Origin of the sequence: Pallidibacillus thermolactis, assembly GCF_025660415.1 — a bacterium.
GTDB classification, from domain to species: domain Bacteria; phylum Bacillota; class Bacilli; order Bacillales; family Caldibacillaceae; genus Pallidibacillus; species Pallidibacillus thermolactis.
Map to the genome: position 1 here is coordinate 18,733 of NZ_JAOUSE010000031.1, position 18,787 is coordinate 37,519.

The 18,787-nt window shown below is 34.3% G+C and carries 19 protein-coding genes and 1 other annotated feature; of the genes, 5 read left to right on the forward strand and 14 right to left on the reverse strand.

Annotated features, from left to right (window positions below):
* Positions 1 to 1,175: 1,175 nt before the first annotated feature.
* The 4 genes from pepF to spxA all read right to left on the reverse strand — a co-directional run bounded on the left by pepF (position 1,176) and on the right by spxA (position 5,861).
* Positions 1,176 to 3,002 carry an oligoendopeptidase F gene (gene pepF, locus OEV82_RS10445; RefSeq protein WP_173660623.1) on the reverse strand — a complete coding sequence of 609 codons (1,827 nt, stop codon included), beginning with the start codon at positions 3,000 to 3,002 and terminating at the stop codon, positions 1,176 to 1,178.
* A gap of 110 nt (positions 3,003 to 3,112) precedes the next feature.
* Positions 3,113 to 4,303, reverse strand: coding sequence for a competence protein CoiA (locus OEV82_RS10450; RefSeq protein WP_173660621.1), 1,191 nt, complete (start codon positions 4,301 to 4,303; stop codon positions 3,113 to 3,115).
* A gap of 147 nt (positions 4,304 to 4,450) precedes the next feature.
* A complete protein-coding gene (gene mecA / locus OEV82_RS10455; RefSeq protein ID WP_263061840.1) occupies positions 4,451 to 5,122 on the reverse strand; it encodes an adaptor protein MecA in 672 nt (223 codons plus the stop codon).
* A 343-nt stretch (positions 5,123 to 5,465) separates the two neighbouring features.
* The gene (spxA, locus tag OEV82_RS10460; RefSeq protein ID WP_173660617.1) at positions 5,466 to 5,861 is read right to left on the reverse strand and encodes a transcriptional regulator SpxA; all 396 of its coding nucleotides are present in this window, start codon (positions 5,859 to 5,861) and stop codon (positions 5,466 to 5,468) included.
* Between the two features lie 412 nt (positions 5,862 to 6,273).
* Positions 6,274 to 6,497: a binding site (T-box leader), on the forward strand.
* A 53-nt stretch (positions 6,498 to 6,550) separates the two neighbouring features.
* On the opposite strand from spxA, the gene trpS reads away from it, so the two are divergent.
* Positions 6,551 to 7,534, forward strand: coding sequence for a tryptophan--tRNA ligase (trpS, locus tag OEV82_RS10465; protein ID WP_173660615.1), 984 nt, complete (start codon positions 6,551 to 6,553; stop codon positions 7,532 to 7,534).
* 73 nt (positions 7,535 to 7,607) lie between these two features.
* Here the strand turns inward: trpS and sspO are convergent, their stop codons facing one another.
* A complete protein-coding gene (gene sspO / locus OEV82_RS10470) occupies positions 7,608 to 7,769 on the reverse strand; it encodes a small acid-soluble spore protein O (RefSeq protein WP_407672763.1) in 162 nt (53 codons plus the stop codon).
* 204 nt (positions 7,770 to 7,973) lie between these two features.
* Here sspO and OEV82_RS10475 point away from each other — a divergent pair, with 204 nt between their 5' ends.
* Positions 7,974 to 8,153, forward strand: a complete 180-nt coding sequence (locus OEV82_RS10475) for a hypothetical protein (protein WP_173659573.1) — start codon at positions 7,974 to 7,976, stop codon at positions 8,151 to 8,153.
* Positions 8,154 to 8,155: 2 nt separating this feature from the next.
* Positions 8,156 to 9,634: a sodium:solute symporter family protein gene (locus tag OEV82_RS10480; protein WP_263061841.1), complete on the forward strand. Its 1,479-nt coding sequence runs from the start codon at positions 8,156 to 8,158 to the stop codon at positions 9,632 to 9,634.
* 126 nt (positions 9,635 to 9,760) lie between these two features.
* On the opposite strand, the gene OEV82_RS10485 is transcribed toward OEV82_RS10480, so the two are convergent.
* From OEV82_RS10485 to OEV82_RS10510, 6 genes are all read right to left on the reverse strand, one after another.
* A complete protein-coding gene (locus tag OEV82_RS10485; RefSeq protein WP_173659577.1) occupies positions 9,761 to 10,504 on the reverse strand; it encodes a YjbA family protein in 744 nt (247 codons plus the stop codon).
* 113 nt (positions 10,505 to 10,617) lie between these two features.
* Entirely contained in the window at positions 10,618 to 11,220 is a 603-nt protein-coding gene (locus tag OEV82_RS10490) for a DUF2268 domain-containing protein (protein WP_263061842.1), read from the reverse strand.
* Between the two features lie 582 nt (positions 11,221 to 11,802).
* Positions 11,803 to 13,041: a beta-ketoacyl-ACP synthase II gene (gene fabF / locus OEV82_RS10495; RefSeq protein ID WP_263061843.1), complete on the reverse strand. Its 1,239-nt coding sequence runs from the start codon at positions 13,039 to 13,041 to the stop codon at positions 11,803 to 11,805.
* 94 nt (positions 13,042 to 13,135) lie between these two features.
* Entirely contained in the window at positions 13,136 to 14,068 is a 933-nt protein-coding gene (locus OEV82_RS10500; protein ID WP_263061844.1) for a beta-ketoacyl-ACP synthase III, read from the reverse strand.
* Positions 14,069 to 14,254: 186 nt separating this feature from the next.
* Positions 14,255 to 14,995, reverse strand: coding sequence for a hypothetical protein (locus tag OEV82_RS10505; RefSeq protein WP_263061845.1), 741 nt, complete (start codon positions 14,993 to 14,995; stop codon positions 14,255 to 14,257).
* Between the two features lie 39 nt (positions 14,996 to 15,034).
* Positions 15,035 to 15,757 (reverse strand): hydrolase, encoded by a 723-nt coding sequence (locus OEV82_RS10510; protein WP_173661719.1) that lies wholly within the window; start codon positions 15,755 to 15,757, stop codon positions 15,035 to 15,037.
* A gap of 219 nt (positions 15,758 to 15,976) precedes the next feature.
* Here OEV82_RS10510 and OEV82_RS10515 point away from each other — a divergent pair, with 219 nt between their 5' ends.
* Positions 15,977 to 16,162 carry a YjzD family protein gene (locus OEV82_RS10515; RefSeq protein ID WP_173661717.1) on the forward strand — a complete coding sequence of 62 codons (186 nt, stop codon included), beginning with the start codon at positions 15,977 to 15,979 and terminating at the stop codon, positions 16,160 to 16,162.
* 105 nt (positions 16,163 to 16,267) lie between these two features.
* Here the strand turns inward: OEV82_RS10515 and OEV82_RS10520 are convergent, their stop codons facing one another.
* The 3 genes from OEV82_RS10520 to OEV82_RS10530 form a co-directional block, all read right to left on the reverse strand.
* Complete coding sequence (locus OEV82_RS10520) at positions 16,268 to 16,447, reverse strand: YjzC family protein (RefSeq protein ID WP_173661715.1); 180 nt, start codon at positions 16,445 to 16,447, stop codon at positions 16,268 to 16,270.
* A 125-nt stretch (positions 16,448 to 16,572) separates the two neighbouring features.
* Entirely contained in the window at positions 16,573 to 16,884 is a 312-nt protein-coding gene (locus OEV82_RS10525) for a metal-sulfur cluster assembly factor (RefSeq protein WP_173661713.1), read from the reverse strand.
* Positions 16,885 to 16,957: 73 nt separating this feature from the next.
* Positions 16,958 to 17,728, reverse strand: coding sequence for a prolyl oligopeptidase family serine peptidase (locus OEV82_RS10530; RefSeq protein ID WP_263061846.1), 771 nt, complete (start codon positions 17,726 to 17,728; stop codon positions 16,958 to 16,960).
* 98 nt (positions 17,729 to 17,826) lie between these two features.
* Between OEV82_RS10530 and OEV82_RS10535 the strand changes: the two genes are divergently transcribed.
* Entirely contained in the window at positions 17,827 to 18,636 is an 810-nt protein-coding gene (locus OEV82_RS10535) for a Cof-type HAD-IIB family hydrolase (RefSeq protein WP_263061847.1), read from the forward strand.
* Positions 18,637 to 18,787: the final 151 nt, after the last annotated feature.

The following is an 18,787-nucleotide window of genomic DNA, read 5'->3' on the forward strand; positions in this document are numbered from 1 at the left end:
CCATACAAAAATTAAATACCATACCTATTTCAAGGTTGCCATAAACAATGAAGAAGGAAAAGTGAGGAAAGAGGTATTAATGTTAAGAGTTCATATCCTACATAAATGGCTCATCATCTGGGGAAAATGTAAATTGTTCTAACTTACTCAACAAAAGGCTGGCTAGAGGGGGCTTACTTTATAATCTAACACTCTACTTTTATATTACTTTCTTTACTCAATCTATTTACAAGTGCACCCATAAAACCAATTATCATTACAAATAAAAATATTTTCAAAGTTTCAAAAGTCATATCGGTTTCAATAAGTAGTAAAATACCGAATCTCTACTTTTTGATTTTTTTAATCCTCAAAAAATTTACCTAGATTTTATTTTTTCTTCGTTACGATTTTATAATTTTTACAATTATTTAAGTTATTCCAACATTTAAGTATATCATTTATTTTTTCTAAAAAACCATGAGCGTCAGAAAAATGAATCACAGCGCGCTCCACTCTTTCCATCGCTAATTATACATAAAATGTATTTATACTCTTACACACTTAAATTTCCAATCATCTCGAAGCTGTAATATCCGAGCTATGATCAATATGTGAGGGTCCCTATTCTTTTTTTGTAATAAAGAGTAGTCGGATTGTACAGAGTAATTGATCGCGAAAAGAAAAGAGGTTCCAGTAGATGGGTGGTCTACTGAAACCTCATTTTCTTGTTACGAACAAAGGGGATGGGAGAAATTTTCACGGTCAAACAAAGGGGTATATGTTTGCTTGTGAATAACTTCACACCATTATATTAACAAAATCATATGATGAATGCAAGTTACAAATTAAACAGTTCACAAATTCGTAACACTTTTGTTCCAATCATATTTTCATTTACTTGAACATAGGAATATTTAAAAGACAATCTTGAGTGAGAAGCGGTGATTGTATGGATCTCATTGTCATCTTAACATTGCTTGTTTTTATAATTTTGTCGTTTTTCTTTTTTTTATTTGGAATACTAAAAATTTATTCCTTCTGGTTTACCGCTCTACTCTTATTTATCTCCATTATGTTACTTTTAATATATTTAAATTATCGTGAAAAGCTCTTAAACATATTTAAAAAGAGCACTAAATTTTAGTCTACATTTATATGAAAGGGACAGCACATCGCTGCCCCTTTTTTAGTTATTATTGAATTTTGGCAAGTAAATTTTCCATTTCCGTTAATTTTTCTTCAAACACTTTACAAGCATTTTCAATTGGTTCTGAAGTTGTCATATCGACACCAGCCTTTTTCAATACTTCAATTGGGTAATCAGAACTTCCTGCTTTCAAGAAGCCATCAATATAGCGGTCAACGGCCGGTTTGCCCTCTTCTAAAATTTGTTTACTTAGCGCTGTGGATGCACTTAATCCTGTTGCATATTGGTAAACATAGTAATTGTAATAGAAATGCGGAATCCGAGCCCACTCTAAACCAATTTCTTCATCCACAATGATATCGTTTCCGAAATATTTTTTATTTAAGTCATAATAAATTTCTGTTAATAAATCTGCTGTCAATGCTTCCCCATTTTGAGCACGAACATGGATCTCATGTTCAAATTCAGCAAACATTGTCTGACGGAATACCGTACCACGGAATGTTTCCAAATAATTATTTAAAATATATAAACGTTGTTTATCATCGTCCAATGTATTTAATAAATATTCACTTAACAAGTTTTCATTACATGTGGATGCCACTTCCGCCACAAAAATGGAGTAATCTCCATAAGGATATGGTTGATGTTTCCGAGTATAGTAGCTGTGGATAGAATGACCAAATTCATGGACTAACGTAAATAAGTTATTTACATTGTCTTGCCAGTTCATTAAAATATATGGGTTTGTACCGTATGCGCCAGAAGAATAAGCACCACTACGTTTCCCTTTATTTTCATGAACATCCACCCAACGGTTTTCCAATCCTTCCTTCAATATGGAGATATATTCGTCACCCATTGGCGCAAGTCCTTTAATAGCAAGATCTTTCGCTTGCTCATAAGTCACTTCCATTTTTACATCCTTTACAAGCGGGGTATATAAATCATACATATGGAGTTCATCAAGACCAAGAACTTTTTTACGTAACGATACGTATCGGTGTAATAAAGGTAAGTTTTTATTAACGGTTTCCACTAAATTATCGTAAACCGATTCCGGAATATGATTGGTAGATAATGCTGCTTCCCGTGCAGATTTGTAATTGCGAACTTTCGCATAAAAATTATCCTTTTTAACTTGGGCACTTAACGTACTTGCAAAGGTGTTTCGGAATTGACCGTACGTATCATATACCGCTTTGAAGGCATCTTTTCGCACGCGTCGATCCGAGCTTTCTAAAAAATTAATATAGCGTCCATGGGTAACTTGCACTTCTTCCCCATTTTCATCTTTTATAGTTGGAAACTCTAAATCCGCATTATTTAACATACCAAACGTATTACTAGCCGCACTTGTCACTTCGGATGCTTGTGCTAAAATGGCCTCAATTTCTTTTGATAAAACATGTGGCCGTTGAATATTGATTTGTTCAAGAGCAAATTCATATAGCTTCAATTCTTCCTTTTGTTCGATAAATGATTTTATTTTATCTTCATCGATAGACAGTAACTCTGGAACAACATAACTAAAGGCGCTTGCTGCTTGTGTATACAAATTTCTTGCTTTGTCATTCAATCCTTGGTAAAAAGAATTGGTTGTGTCTTGGTCATAGCGCATATGGGCATATGTATAAAGTTTACCAAGACGGAGCATCACTTCATCTTGAAACTTCAACGCTTCATATAATGTATCTGCACTTTCTCCTAATCTTCCTTGGAAACGATCCGCTTTCGGAAGTAATGCTTGAATATCTTCAAACTCTTGTTTCCAATCATCATCCGTTGCAAAAATTTTCTCTAAATCCCATGTAAATTCCACTGGGATTTCATTTCTTGCCGGTAACTTTTTTACCTTTTTTTCTTCTGCCATTATTATCCCTCCACTACTCTTATTTTTCCTTATTAGGTTCACTCGTAATATATGGTGAATTCAACTAAATAAGGAAATATATGGTTAATTCTTAAATTAACCTTTGAACATCAATCCGTCAAATAAAAAAACCGTAAGATTCTTTCTTTATTTTTAAAATAATAAGCTTGCTTTCTTCTCTTACGATCGATATTCCCATTTGATAACAATTTTGGCTTTTGTTTCACTATTAGTTTATCCCCCATAACCTTGAAAAACCCTAAAGTTGTTAAAAAGGAAACATAGTTTTCGAACGGCTGAAACTTTTCTCTTGCCGTTATGAAAGGATAAGGTCGGAAACGAACGTACTGATTTAATTTATGAAACATACATCGCGATAATTCGTCTTTTTGGATTACCGTTCCAATGTTTTTCGTATATAGAAAAAAGTACCAAATATAAAATTGCCATTCAAAAGGAGGGGTTTCAACAAGATGCATTTGAGGTAGCGGGATTCCTATTTCCCACGGAAGATTTATTGGGTGAAGATTTCGTTGATATAAAAATTGCAAAAAACGATTTTTTCGGGCTCCAGGTAATATGGATCGCTGTATTAGCCAGCTCTCCGAGACCGTTATCCAATACGGCAAAAAGTTCACACGCCTCGGTTTGATCTCAAAAATAGTATCGAATGTTTCATTAAAGGAATATTTATTTGCAATGGTTAATGCTCGATTGGTCGAAAATGGAATTATCGATTGATAAACGATAAATTCTTCGTTCTGTGGGTGAAAGGAAATAATTGCAGCTTTATTTTTCTTATGAAATATAAGTTGGGAGATAAAATGATTAAGATGTATCGTAAATGAAGATTTACGCAAAAGTGAATCATGAATAATCCAAATTGGATAAAAATGATGTTTAAGATAGGTAGAAGTTCTTTTTAAAATTTCTTCACTTGGAATAACTGAACATTGAAATTCAATAACAGCTTGTCTTTCTTTCCATTTGAACAAAAGATCTGGTCTTTGCTTAAACTCAGATATATATGCTTCTAACCGAGGATGAAATCCTTGCCTTTGCAACCAATGAAATAATTTTTTCTTACCTAACAAATGACTTTCTGTCTCTCCCTCCGGTTTAATTATACAAGTCGTTTTATGGGCAAAATGGGCCATTTTCAATTTTCCCCTTTTTAGTATCAGTTCTTGTTTACAAGACGGGCAATAAAACGGGCCTTTCTTTTTTAATTCATCGATCACTTCTTCAGAAGAATGTAAAATTGAAATAATTTTTCCAGATTTTAACTTAGCGATAAACATAAAATCCCCCCTCATTTTGTTAAAAAGATTATGGAACAAAGGGGAATTTCTGTCAAACTGCAAAAAATCCATTTTCAAGCACATAAAAAACCGATTTCGAAAAGGAAATCGGTCGTTTACAAGAGAAAACGGATCAATAAAGTAATTTTACTTAAAATATTTGTTTACTGTAGTGAATACATCTTCTGCAATTACTTCTTTTCCGTATTCTTGTAAGAAGTGGATAGTACGTTGCGACTCTGTACCATATTCAAGCACAACACTTAAAAGATCGTCAATCTCTTCTTCCGTAAAAGCATCAAATGGGAAATTTAAATATAAGAAATACTTTCCTTCATAGGAATACAATTTCGTTTGCAATTTTTCTGGCCAAGGGCGTGTTGATAACGAAATTAAATCCTCAAAATCAGTAAAATAGGTGACAAATGAAATGGATGTTTCTTCATCTATATTATGATCGAGGTCGTGATCGTCATAGGAAAAGTGATGGTGAAGCAAATCTTCCACCTGTTCATTTAAGCTGTAATTATTATATTTTTCATCATTAAGTGGAAAATCAAACCGTGCTCCGTCTTTTGTTATTTGGGCCTTCGTTACGACAACTTCCAAACCTTTTTCTAAAGCTTGCACTTGGATCCATAATGGTCCATCGAAAGGAAAATCTTCATCATCATGAACTTCATCCATCATTTCCCAAAACAGTTGTTCACTTTTTTCACGATTATACCAAATCTCTTCCCGATCAAACCCTCGTTCTTCGACATCAACGTACGATATAAAAAACTTTACTGTATTTTCATTTATCCGTTCGATCTCCATATGATTACGCTCCCTTCTAACCATTTATTTGAAGGGAAAATTCCCTTTAATTTCCACAGTTACAACGTCTGTGCAACAATTGAAAATAAATATTAAAACATATTGTATGATTATATTTATATTTTATGACAGTATATGAAATAACGAAAATGAAATAGCCCGAAACTTTGAAAATTAAGTAAAAGACCTATAAAGGCAGTTCAATTCTTGTCAATAGGATTTCACTGATCCCATTGAGTGATAAAAACCTTCACGCCTTTTGATAGCATGAAGGTAAGTTAAAGCATATTATATCGTGATTTTACATTATTGTCTAGGATTATATGTAGCGAGCATTTCCTTACTAATTGACTAACTTTTGTGCTTCTTTTAATTGATATGTGCGTACTTTTCTTGGTAAAAAACGTCTAATTTCATCTTCATTATAGCCAACTTGTAATCTTTTTTCATCGATGATAATAGGTCTTCTTAGAAGGCCAGGGTTTTCTCGTATCAATTGATATAGTTCTTGTAGTGGGAGCGATTCCAAATTCACTTTGAGGTTTTGAAATGTTTTTGACCGGGTTGAGATAATTTCGTCCGTACCATCTTCAGTCATACGAAAGATTTCTTTGATTTCCTTAATGGTTAAAGGTTCTGAAAAAATATTTCGTTCTTTAAAAGGGATATTATTTTTTTCTAACCATGCTCTTGCTTTTCGACAGGAAGTACAACTAGGTGCTGTGTATAGTGTGACCATTACCATCCACTCCTTTAAGGAATATGTAAAAGTAAGTAAATTGCTACTTCGGATTCCTAAATTAAAATTAATATAAATTAGAAATTTGTCTTAGTAATTATTATACAGCATTTTCTACGCTTTTGGTATATATTTTAAAATTATTTTTTTATTTTTTTAAAAAATAATTTCTCAATTAAAACGCTTACCTTCTGTGTTAATCGAGTATGAATTTATCGGAGATTAATTTATGAATTTTTGAAAAATAATGTCCTTCTCTATTTCTAAGTAAGTGCCATTATCATTTAGAATATAAATAAACGATAATCACCAATCTACCAGTGTTGATTTTTCTTTTTTCATTGATTATAATAACGATAAAGTTAATGGATTGACTTTATAAAGCTTTTATTATATTGAAATAAAAATATGCGTAAAAGCGATGAGAAAGAAAAGTACATTCATTATTACAATCTAGAGAGTTTGTGGTTGGTGGAAACAAACTGTAATATGAATGGAATGGGCTTTCGAGTCAAAACCGAACCGACATTTAATGTCTCAGTAGGCCTTTGCGTTTTCCTTACGTTACAAGGATGAAAGTGACCGTTTTTCGGTAACTAGGGTGGTACCGCGGATTTTTAACCATTCGTCCCTATGAGAGGATGAATGGTTTTTTATATTTTGAAAGAATAAAGTAGGAGGAATAAAAAATGAAAACAATCTTCTCAGGAGTACAACCGAGTGGAACGTTGACTATCGGAAACTATATCGGAGCTTTAAAACAATTTGTCGAATTACAACATGACTATAACTGTTATTTTTGTATCGTTGACCAACATGCGATTACCGTTCCACAGGATCCAAAGGAGCTTAAACAAAACATTCGTAGTCTAGCTGCACTTTATTTAGCAGTGGGCATCGATCCAAATAAAGCTACCTTATTTATCCAATCAGAAGTGCCAGCCCATGCCCAAGCTGGATGGATATTACAATGTATAAGTTATATCGGGGAATTAGAAAGAATGACCCAATTTAAAGACAAGTCAGCTGGAAAAGAAGCGGTCTCTGCTGGACTTCTAACCTATCCACCATTAATGGCTGGAGATATATTATTATATAATGCGGATCTTGTTCCCGTAGGAGAAGATCAAAAACAACATCTGGAGTTAACCCGTGATTTAGCAGAACGATTTAACAAAAAATATGCAAACATCTTTACCATTCCTGATATTCAACTCCCTAAAGTTGGGGCGCGGATCATGTCTTTACAAGATCCTACGAAAAAAATGAGTAAATCTGATGCCAATAAAAAAGCATTCATCTCATTACTTGATGAACCGAAACAAATCGAAAAGAAAATTAAAAGTGCTGTTACAGATTCAGAAGGGGTTGTCAAATACGATAAAGAAAATAAACCTGGTATCTCGAACTTATTATCGATCTACTCCATTTTCAGCGGAAAGTCTGTAGAGACCATTGAAAAAGAATATGAAGGAAAAGGTTATGGTGCCTTTAAAGGAGATTTAGCTGAAATTGTCATCAATGAATTAAAACCAATTCAAGATCGTTACGATGAACTTATGGACTCACCAGAATTAGATGCGATATTAGATCGAGGTGCTGAAAAAGCAAATGAAGTAGCAAGTCAAACAATCAAGAAGATGGAAAAAGCAATGGGATTAGGCAGACACTAATCTATAAAACATTGAAACGCATGGATGTCATATCCATGCGTTTTTGATCTTTACTGGTCAAAAAACAATGCGATCATTGTCGCTTTTTCGTTTTTTTATTGTTTAATCGTTCCTCAGTTGATAATGGTTCGTTGGCAAATTCATGGTCAAACTGATGGGAGAGTTGATTTTTTATAGCCTGCTTATCACTAAAGTCTTTATTTAACTGTCTACTCATTTTTTTATTTTCCTCCAATGATGACACCTCCGTGCATAGGATTCACCATTTTTTCAAAGATTATGTAATGAAACTTTTTATCTCCGTTCACTCAATAAATATTTATAGCCAAAATCGACAAGTTTTGTTATTATGTATTTGCATCTGTCTTGTCATATGTAAAATCTTACTTATTCATGAAGGCTTGTTAAGTTCATTATGTAACATAAGGAGGTTGTCAAGGTGAATTTTGAATTAAAATGGGCACTCATTATTTTATTTGTCATTTTACTATCATTTTTTGTTCCATTTACACTACTAACCAATTTAGCAACTTGGAATGGTAGCTTCTTGTTTTGGATTCTTATGACGATTGTTGTGATTGTCTCGAACTATTATTTTACGAAAGATTGGGGTAAATAAAAATGAGTATGCAGATGGTTTGGTTAGGAATTGCAATTTATATCATTATTGCAATAGTCGTGGCATTTTTATCTCGAAGTGGCAAACAAACCACAATGGAAAGTTATTTCCTTGGCGATCGAAAATTAGGGGGTTTTGTTTCTGCCCTTAGTTATAGCGCAACAACTTATAGTGCCTTTATGTTAGTTGGATTAGCAGGTTTAACATATGCCGGCGGTGTAGGTGCTTTAGGTTTTGAATTGATTTACTTAATGGGTGTATCACTAGTTGCCTTTTTTGGGCCAAGATTTTGGTTTGCCGGTAAAAAATACGGCTATGTTACGCCCTATGAAATGCTCGGTGATCGTTATCAAAGTAAATCTGTTTCAGTCATTATTGCATTCGCAAGCTGTATATTTTTAATACCATATAGTGCTGTTCAATTATCGGGTATTGGCTACTTATTAGTCGGAATGACAGATGGCGGTATTACATATACAACCGGTGTTTTAATTGCGACAATTTTAGCAATCATATTCTCTTATGTTGCAGGTATTCGTTCTGTAGCCTGGACTGATTCGTTACAAGCTTTATTTATGATTATTACTGCCACAACTGTTGTTTTAATTATTATTTACCGTTTAGGTGGTTTTGCAGGCTTTTTTGGTACACTGGAAAGCGAAATGCCAGATTTATTAACTGTACCAGGTAATGGTTATTTTAATATCTGGACGTTTTTAGGACTAACGATTCCATGGTTTTTCTTTAGTATTTCTAACCCACAAGTGAGCCAAAGAATGTTTATGCCAAATTCTTTAGGTGGCCTACGTAAAATGATTATGGGCTTTATGTTTTTTGGATTTATTTATACACTTGTTGCCGTCATTTGGGGTTTCTCTTCTGCCATTGCTTTTCCAGGATTAGAAACAGCAGACTTAGCAACCCCAACACTACTTGCATCTGATTTAGTACCACCAGTGTTAGCATTAATAGTAATGATTGGTATTATGGCAGCAGCTATTTCAACAATTGATTCCATATTGCTCACACTATCCTCGGTTTTTGCTCGGGATGTGTTCGGTAATGTTTCAAAAGGTTCCAATGATAAGTTACAATTACTTGTTGGTAAAATTGTTATTCCTGTCATTGCTGTACTCGCCTATTTATTTGCACAAATGGAAATGAACTTAATAGCTGTATTATCTGTTGCATCTTCGGCTGGTTTACTTGTAACAGTACCCGCCCTATTCGGAACATTTTTTTGGAAGCGTGGAACCGCAGCAGGAGTGAATGCTAGCGTCATAGTAACAGGACTTTTAGTCATTTACATTGAATTATCAGGAAATAAACCTTTTGGCATTGCATCCGGTATTTGGGCAATCACATTATCGACAATAATATTTATTATTGTAAGCTTAATGACGAAAGCACCAAAAGAAAAAGCAAATGAGTTTTTGTCATCTATCAATTCGGAAATGAAAAGTGTTTATAAAAATAGATAAGTCTTATTACACAAGCCCAAGAACACATCATGTTTTTGGGTGTTTCTTAGTTTTAGTATCTTTTCAAACCCTTTCAATAAAAACAAGGAATGTATGGTCTCATACATTCCCAATCTCATTGAAAACTTAATTTACTTTTGATCCATTTTGCATTTCCCAAAGTTTTTCAAAAAATGGCTCCCCTTTTATTAAACCTTCACATAAGTTTTCATGTTTTTCTGTCCAACCATGTTTTACTTCTTCATATAATTGATTCCATACTTCTTCAAAGGATTTTGTACGAATATCTGAGTATTTTTCAGGAGCCCATTCAGTATACCAATACCGGACTTGTGCTGTATTTTTTGATGTATATAAATGATCAAGAGCCATAAATAATAACTGTTTCATATGACGTTCTTTACGAGTTAATCCTAACATTAACCGTGGTTCTGGTGATAAAATATGGTATTCTTTTTTCGATTTGTTTGTAAAGGAATAGTCCATCGGTTTTTCTTCAGCTACCATTTCATAGACAAGTTGTTCTTGGCGAGGTATGATTCGACTTTTCCGCATTGGTATTTGGTAACCAAGCGTATCAACTGCCAAAATACCAAGACCATCTGTTACGATGAAACAATAGTCCAATTGAATCCGTTCGTGATTTTTTCGTAAATAGGCTTTTTGATAGACGTCGTTTAATAAACTTTCCGGTAAATCTGCGAGGTCATTTTCGATATAATGATATAATTCATTTGTTACTTTTAATACAGGTACTTGATCTAATAATTCAATCGGATCATCTTTTTTCCATTCATGGAAATGACAAACACTATAACCATTCTCTTCCCCTTCAAACCAATTCACCCAGACATCATGTAAATACATCATTTCAAACCCCTCACTTAATAACCTATTTGAGTACAGTATTGTCCGAAGTGTGTCAATTTATTCCTGTTTAACAAGAATTCTACAGATTAAATGGATAAAATTTAACATGCTTACTAAATTATAAATTGCTCTGAAGGGACAGAGATTGAACTTGGAATTGAAAAGTTTTCATTATTTTTACGATACCGATCTACAAGATAAAATCCCATCGTATATCCTAATAACGGACGCGAAAACGGGCGGCCATACAACAACTGTCCATGGAGCCTTTCACCATATTTCACATTTAAGTTCGGCTTATATTCCATTATCCAAATTTTTTCCAATGCTTCTGTACTATATAGACTATTCCATCTTAATAAGTATTGTTTACCACAATAGTCAAGCACGGCATGTTCTGCTAATCCCTCCATGATAATTGAATCGAGCAATGTATGTTCTAATACACGTTTGCCTGTCTTTTTTAATCGACAAATATGGTGATATTCATGAACGAATAACGCTTCTAACTCTTCATCAGATATATTGGCAGGTAAAAATAAAAACATTTTATCTTCAAAGGAATACCCGTTTTTGTCCCCCTGACGAAACATGGATGATGGAATAGGAAAGATAAAGATTGGAACATCAGAGCCCGACCATTCCTTTTTATACTTTTGCAACAATTGCTTCGTTTTATCCCATACATGATGATTCTTTAAAAATTCAATCGTCAATCGATCTGTACGTAATGGATGATAGCCTTTATTAGATAGGAATGTTGCAATTTGTTGTTCAGGTAAACCTTCAAAATAGCCACTTAGCTCATTAAGAATCTGCCTAGGATTTTCAAGTGCTTCCTCTAACCATAAATCAGTCCGAATAATCCCAAGTCAATTCCCCCTTATAACTTGAAGTAAGCAATCTCATATACTTATTTATATTTAAAAAATTTGAGATGGTCCATCTTATTTACCTAATTTAAGGCATTTGGCAAATACTGTTTTTTCCTGAGTGAAACTCGATTTATCCTTAGGGAATCTCTTTTTATCCGTAGTCCAACACTTTTTATCCGTAGTTCCACACTTTTTATCCGTAGTTCAACCTTTTTTATCCGTAGTCCAACACTTTTTATCCGTAGTCCAACACTTTTTATCCGTAGTTCCACCTTTTTTATCCGTAGTCCACCCTTTTTATCCGTGGTTCCACCCTTTTTATCCGTGGTTCCACCCTTTTTATCCGTAGTAACGAGCGAAACTGATTTTTTAGATACAAAAAAGCCAGGTAATCAATACCTGACTCTTATATTCGATACGTTATTATTCATATTTTTTCAGTACCAATGTAGCGTTATGACCACCAAATCCAAGGGAATTGCTCATTGCATATGTGATGTTTACTTTTCTTGCCTCATTTGGTACATAGTCCAAGTCACAGTCCGGATCTGGATTTTTTAAGTTCATTGTCGGTGGTAAAATTCCTTCCTTCAGTGCCATGGCAGTAAATATGGCTTCCACAGCACCTGCTGCCCCTAATAAATGACCTGTCATAGACTTCGTCGAACTTACAGCTAATTGATAAGCATGATCTCCAAACACTTTCTTAATTGCAGCTGTTTCAAATTTATCATTATAGTCCGTACTTGTACCGTGGGCATTAATATAACCTATTTTGTCCGGTGTAATTCCTGCATCATCAATGGCCATTTTCATTGCGCGCGCACCGCCTTCTCCTTCAGGAGCTGGAGCTGTAATATGATAAGCATCACCTGTTGCACCATAACCTACAACTTCGGCATAGATTTTAGCACCACGTTTTAACGCGTGTTCTAGCTCTTCTAAAACGACAATACCTGCACCCTCACCAATAACAAAACCATCCCGTTCTTTATCAAATGGACGGCTGGCTGTTTCTGGGTCTGGATTTTTGGAAAGGGCAGTATTTGCACAGAAACCAGCAATGGACATGCGCGTAATCGGAGCTTCTGTACCTCCACTAATCATCACATCCGCATCGCCCCGTTGAATGACTTTAAAAGCATCACCTATCGAGTTCGTTCCTGTTGCACAAGCTGTAACTGTACATGAATTAAACCCTTTAGCTCCTAGGAAAATGGAAACTTGTCCAGCAGCCATATCCGGGATCATCATCGGTACGAAAAATGGACTTACTCGACGATATCCTCTATTTAAGAACGACTCAAATTGTTTCTCAAAGGTTTCCATACCACCAATACCAGAACCAATCCAAACACCAACTCGGTCCGCATTGCTATCATCGATCGTTAAATTCGAATCTTGAACTGCCATTAAAGCCGATGCAACAGCATAATGAGTAAAACGATCCATTTTCCGTACATCTTTTTTATCAATAAAATTTGTTGGATCAAAATCTTTTACTTCCGCTGCCACTTTTGCCGGAAAATCATCTGCATTCACACGTGTTAACGGACCAATACCATTTTTTCCTGCTACGGCATTTTCCCATGATGTATAGGCATCATTACCTAAAGGGGAAACCGCACCAATACCGGTAATCACAACCCTGCGCTTTTCCATAATGGACAACTCCTTTATTATTCATATTAATCGTTTTCTATATTACCATTTATAAAAAGACAAACATAGATAATCATCTACTGTACCGGGAATTTTATTTCCCCCATTTCAAACAAATGGCACCCCATGTTAGGCCGCCACCAAAACCGACCATTACGATAATATCATCATCTTGTATTTTTCCTGCTTCAATCTCTTCCACTAATGAAATCGGAATCGATGCGGAGGATGTATTTCCGTATTTCGCAATCGTACTTGACATTTTTTCTACTGGCAATTCAAGTCTTTGTCTTGAAGCCTCCATAATTCTGATATTGGCTTGATGCGGTACTAAGAAATCCACATCTTCTTTTGTTAAACCTGCTTTTTCAATAACATTAAGGGCAGATTCACCCATCTGACGAACAGCAAATTTAAATACTTCGCGACCGTTCATGACGATGTATTCTTCTTGATATAAATGTTTTCCACCAGATCCATCAGCTCCTAATTCAAAGGATAGAATGCCTCTTCCTTCTGAAACTGGTCCCATGACTACTGCTCCTGCCCCATCACCAAAAAGAACAGCAGTACTCCGATCATTCCAGTCCGTAATTTTCGATAGTTTTTCTGTACCAATTACGAGCACATGTTTATAAGCGCCTGACTCAATAAATTGCTTCGCAGTAATCATACCGTACATAAAACCTGCACAAGCAGCACTTACATCCATAGCAGCTGCGTTTTTTGCACCTAATTTGTCCTGAACCATACAAGCAACAGAGGGAAATGAATGATCTGGTGTTACGGTTGCCACTAAGATTAAATCAATATCTTGTGCACTTATCTCAGCATCTTCCAACGCTTTAATCGCTGCAAAATATCCCATATCTGAAGTACCAATATCGTCACTTGCAATTCTTCTTTCTTGAATTCCAGTCCGAGTCCGAATCCATTCGTCCGATGTATCCATTCGTTTTTCCAAATCAAAGTTGGTTACCACATTTTCCGGTACATAACGACCAATTCCTAGGATTCCAGCATTCATTTCATTCACTCTCCATATCATGAACTATTTAATCTATACCTTCTAACCATTGACTTTATTAGCAAATATTATGACTTGGTACTAATATTAGCGTAAAATTCTACTTTATTCAATCCTTTTTATTGTTTTTTATAGAAAACGATAAAAATAGACAAAATATAAAAAAAGTCCCACCAAACAGTGAGACTAAGCTTTTTGAAGATCATTTTCGATGAACTTTTTCATGCTTTTTGGAAAAGATGCATGTTCTTTATTTTCTTCAATCTCTATTATATTGTACTCCTTTCCAATATCTATATTAGGAGAACTTTCAGTATGTGATTTAACATCTATAAATGAATGCAAACATTCTTGCCATCTTTTCTTATTTTTATTTTTCAAAACAAACGTTCCCTCTTTTGCAGTTGTTAAAATTTTTATTGTTTCACTTGCTGCATCAATCACATTTAATATATTTAAATTGCTTTCGATATTTTCTTTCGTTAGTCCTTGATAAAACAAGGAATCTTTCGGTATATTCGTCCCATATAAGTACGGATAGTACACTTTAACAACGTTCTTTGCGCCTAGGTTTTCAAAAATTGACTTAAAATTAATTGTCTCGTGTAGTAAACAAGTAATTTGTTTAAAAGGATTAAGCGATTGAACAATTTGAAGGACTCTTTTCTCATAAGTCTCTTCACTTGAGTAAAATGTTGACCAATCATAAAATGGGATAATGAGATGTTTGTACTCCGGAAGACATTGTTCAATTTTCCCTTCAATTATTTGAAAATTACTGTTTCTGCCGATATATAGTAGTTTTTCTTCAGGAAAAGGTCTTTCATTAAGAGGGATATGAGTCACTTTATAACCTTCATTTAATAGCTGTAGACATACTTCAAAACCTAAAAATCCATCCGCTCCCAAAATATAATAATGATCCATTCCCCCACCTCAAATTTTTATGTTTTTTGAATAAACAAGTTATAACACGATTTCAGCTTCTTTAAATAATTGTTTGGCATAGTAAAGTATTCGTGAACGCTTTTCAGGTAAAAGCACTTGAATATTGCCGATGTCATTTTTAAAATGTCTTTTATATAATTGAATCCATTCATTATCTTGTATGCCATGTTCAAGTATATGAATAATAATATACGGTAATTTGTGTAAAATAACTTTTCCATCTTTCTTTTTGATTAGTTTCTCACATTGATCTTCATGTATAGAATAAGCATCTGCAATTACTTTTAACGCTCTTTTATACATAAACGGTTGATTTTTCAATAAATCAAGTAACCAATTTAATGAAAATATAGGGTTAATAAAAACAATGGACCGAATCATTCCTGCTTTATTTTCAAGGAGATTGGACGCAATCAAAGCTCCTGTTCCTTCGGCAATAATATGAATTTTCTCATTTAAAATTTCTGTTCTTTTTACATATTCATAAAGATCTTTCACTTGTTCAATTGACCGTTCATTTCCCATATGTTCTTTACCAAAGTTACTATAAAAGACAGTATATCCCTCAGCCATCAATGCCTCTAAAATATTACGTCGGTTGTAGTTATCTAACCAATTGCTTTTATTTTGTTCGACATACTGCTCTTTACCTCCAATTATTAATACACCAAACCCATTTGGTTTATATGGATAGTGGATGATACATAATTCATTATTTAAAGTGAAGATTCGGTAATTCATTCTTAACCCCTCTATTTTTACCATGATAATATGCTTTTGCATATGTTCCATAGATTAATGACTCTTTTATACTGTATTCAACTTCTATATGATTTGCTAATTCATTTAAAGGCATTGAACCTTATTTGAAACCCATTACAAAAATACTCGTTTTCAAATCAAATTTATGTTATTATTTTTATATATACGCTACATAAGAGAATAAAAGAAGGTGGAATCATGAGATTTATCGCAACACTGTTTTGGTTATTTTTATTTGGTCATATGATCACTTATGTCGGCGGTTCCATTCTCGGTGCAACATATAATTTTGTTGATGCATCAATTTTAGGTGTAGGGATCGCTGTCCTCGCTTATCTAATTGCAGCCATTACACCCGAAGATCAAACAGAACAAGAAGCCTAAAAAAAGAGCCTCCTAACATGGTGGCACCTCTAAAAGTGGGTGCTATACCAGAAGGAGTGCTCTTTTTTTTCATGATAAAAATGAACCAATTAAAACCGATTCTAATTATTGACCACTTTTCTTAACCCATTTCCGATTATGGTTAGACGTTTCGGGAAAAGGATCTCCTTTTGCTAATCTTACTTGCTTCGGATTCATAACAGAATCACCTTGTTCTCCGACTTCTATATAAATACCATCATTTGGTGCTTTATATCCTGGACGGAATTGTCTCATCTCACCCATAAAAATCCTCCTTTCCATGTTTCTATCTTTATCTTTTGCGAAATCGAAAGAAACATGAATGGAGAAATAGGCAATTTTTAGCGAAAAAAGACGTCGAGAAAATACTCGACGTCTTTGGTCTAACATTAATCTGGAATTCCTAGGGCAATTTTAGCGTAACGGCTCATCCGATCCTTTGTCCATGGAGGATTCCACACAATGTTTACTTCCGTATCCTTTACTTCCGGAATATCTGAAAGCGCCATTTTCACTTGATCTGAAATAATATGACCTAAAGGGCAACCCATCGTAGTCAAAGTCATCGTTATAACAGCGGTCCCATCATCTTTTAAATCTACATCATAAACTAAACCTAAGTTTACAATATCTATACCTAATTCAGGGTCAATCACTTGTTCAAGTGCACCTAACAAATTTTCTTTCAACGCTTCATCCATTGCGTTCAACTCCTTTCCATACTATCTTTATCATATCAAACAAGCGAAAAAAATAAAATCTTGTTACTTAAAATTAATGTATATATTTGTCAAACCACCGAACAGTGGCAAGCACTCCTTCACGAGAAACTTTATGCTCTCCGTGTTCATCCAAAATGAATTGTAAGTCTTCTTCATGACCAGAATACAATTCCTTCATATTTTGATAAAAATCGTATGCATAATGATATGGAACCACTGGATCCTTTTTCCCGTGCCAGAATAATAATGGTCTTTCTTTTAATTTCTCAGGCTGTTTGCTTAAATCAAAGCGACTTACTTTCTTATATTCTTCCTCCAATTGTGATTCTGTTAAAGGTAATGTAATCCCTTGCTCCTTTACCTTTTCGACTAAATAACGGGCAAACTGATCATAACAAGGATTGCCCATTAAACTAACGGCACATTTAATCCAGTCATATTGGGTTAATGCTCCTAATGTTGTGATAGCCCCCATCGATGTACCTACAACTCCAATTTTATTCTCAGCTGTCCAACCATGTGCAATATAAGCCTTTTTTAATTGATCTAATTCTTCGATATTTTTAAGGATGATATTCCAAAAATGGAACGCTAATTTTTCAATCGAAAGTGACTCACTTCGATCACCATGAAACATCGCGTCAGGTAAAACGACGCGAATATTTTTCTCTGCTAATAAATAGGCATAGTGTAAATTGTTTTCTTTTATACTGCTGAAACCGTGGAGAAAAAATACAGTTGCGCATTTTTCCTGAATAAATTCTTGTTTTACAACTTCTAAAAGTGGAATATTGGCTACCGTTTTTTTATCGATTATAATCATTGCTTCCTCCATAAGTTCTATCAATAAACATTATTTTAATACAAGTTTAACATGAATATGGTATAATTGCTAAAAATCAAGGGGGTTGGATTACAAAGATGAGCGAACGATTTTTAATTGCATTAGATTTAGATGGAACTTTATTGAAAGATGATAAGACAATTTCAGAAAGAACGAAAAAAGTGCTCGATCAAGTGCAAAAAGAAGGTCATATTGTCATGATTTCAACAGGCAGACCTTATCGTGCCAGCGAGCTTTATTATAAACAATTAAATTTAACAACGCCGATTGTCAATTTTAACGGTGCCTTTGTACATCATCCATTAGATGCAGATTGGGGCGTTTACCATGAAGCGTTACCTTTAACGGTGGTAAAAGACATTGTTGATGCTTCCATCGAGTATAATATTAAAAACATAGTGGCTGAAGTAATGGATAACATCTTCTTACATTATCACGATGAAAAACTCATTGATATTTTTACAATGGGTCAGCCAAAGATTACAACAGGTGATTTACGTCAATATTTAAAATATGATCCGACAAGTTTACTTATTGCTGCCGATGAGAACAATTTAAAACGGGTGAACGATTATTTAGCCGAAACGAAGGCAGAACTTGTCGAACATAGAAGTTGGGCTTCCCCTTTTCATGTTATTGAAATTGTAAAAGCTGGAATTAACAAAGCTGTAGGTGTAAAAAAAGTCGCTGAATATTATAACATTCCACAGGAACGTGTAATTGCCTTTGGTGACGAAGATAATGATCTAGAAATGATTGAATATGCACATTACGGTGTTGCAATGGGAAATGCCATTGATCCGTTGAAAGAAGTTGCAAAAGATATTACAAAAACGAATGAGGAAGATGGGATTGCCGAATATTTAGAAAAGATGCTATTAGCATAAATGAAGGAAAGCTGTCCTATAGGACAGCTTCAGACTGTCGACAAACCCCAACTCAAATGCTTCATTTGAGTTGGGATTTGTCTTTTTTTGCTCATCATTTTCTAAGATTCTTATCTTATTTAGGCTGGACATGGTCTTTTCCATGTCCAGT

Coding starts and splice junctions, on each gene's coding strand:
- OEV82_RS10500 (WP_263061844.1), bottom strand. CDS start 14,068: ATGAATGCTGGAATCCTAGGAATTGGTCGTTATGTACCGGAAAATGTG.
- OEV82_RS10515 (WP_173661717.1), top strand. CDS start 15,977: ATGAGATTTATCGCAACACTGTTTTGGTTATTTTTATTTGGTCATATG.
- OEV82_RS10525 (WP_173661713.1), bottom strand. CDS start 16,884: ATGGATGAAGCGTTGAAAGAAAATTTGTTAGGTGCACTTGAACAAGTG.
- pepF (WP_173660623.1), bottom strand. CDS start 3,002: ATGGCAGAAGAAAAAAAGGTAAAAAAGTTACCGGCAAGAAATGAAATC.
- OEV82_RS10530 (WP_263061846.1), bottom strand. CDS start 17,728: ATGATTATAATCGATAAAAAAACGGTAGCCAATATTCCACTTTTAGAA.
- OEV82_RS10505 (WP_263061845.1), bottom strand. CDS start 14,995: ATGGATCATTATTATATTTTGGGAGCGGATGGATTTTTAGGTTTTGAA.
- OEV82_RS10480 (WP_263061841.1), top strand. CDS start 8,156: ATGAGTATGCAGATGGTTTGGTTAGGAATTGCAATTTATATCATTATT.
- OEV82_RS10510 (WP_173661719.1), bottom strand. CDS start 15,757: ATGAATTACCGAATCTTCACTTTAAATAATGAATTATGTATCATCCAC.
- spxA (WP_173660617.1), bottom strand. CDS start 5,861: ATGGTCACACTATACACAGCACCTAGTTGTACTTCCTGTCGAAAAGCA.
- OEV82_RS10485 (WP_173659577.1), bottom strand. CDS start 10,504: ATGATGTATTTACATGATGTCTGGGTGAATTGGTTTGAAGGGGAAGAG.
- trpS (WP_173660615.1), top strand. CDS start 6,551: ATGAAAACAATCTTCTCAGGAGTACAACCGAGTGGAACGTTGACTATC.
- mecA (WP_263061840.1), bottom strand. CDS start 5,122: ATGGAGATCGAACGGATAAATGAAAATACAGTAAAGTTTTTTATATCG.
- OEV82_RS10535 (WP_263061847.1), top strand. CDS start 17,827: ATGAGCGAACGATTTTTAATTGCATTAGATTTAGATGGAACTTTATTG.
- OEV82_RS10450 (WP_173660621.1), bottom strand. CDS start 4,303: ATGTTTATCGCTAAGTTAAAATCTGGAAAAATTATTTCAATTTTACAT.
- OEV82_RS10520 (WP_173661715.1), bottom strand. CDS start 16,447: ATGGGTGAGATGAGACAATTCCGTCCAGGATATAAAGCACCAAATGAT.
- fabF (WP_263061843.1), bottom strand. CDS start 13,041: ATGGAAAAGCGCAGGGTTGTGATTACCGGTATTGGTGCGGTTTCCCCT.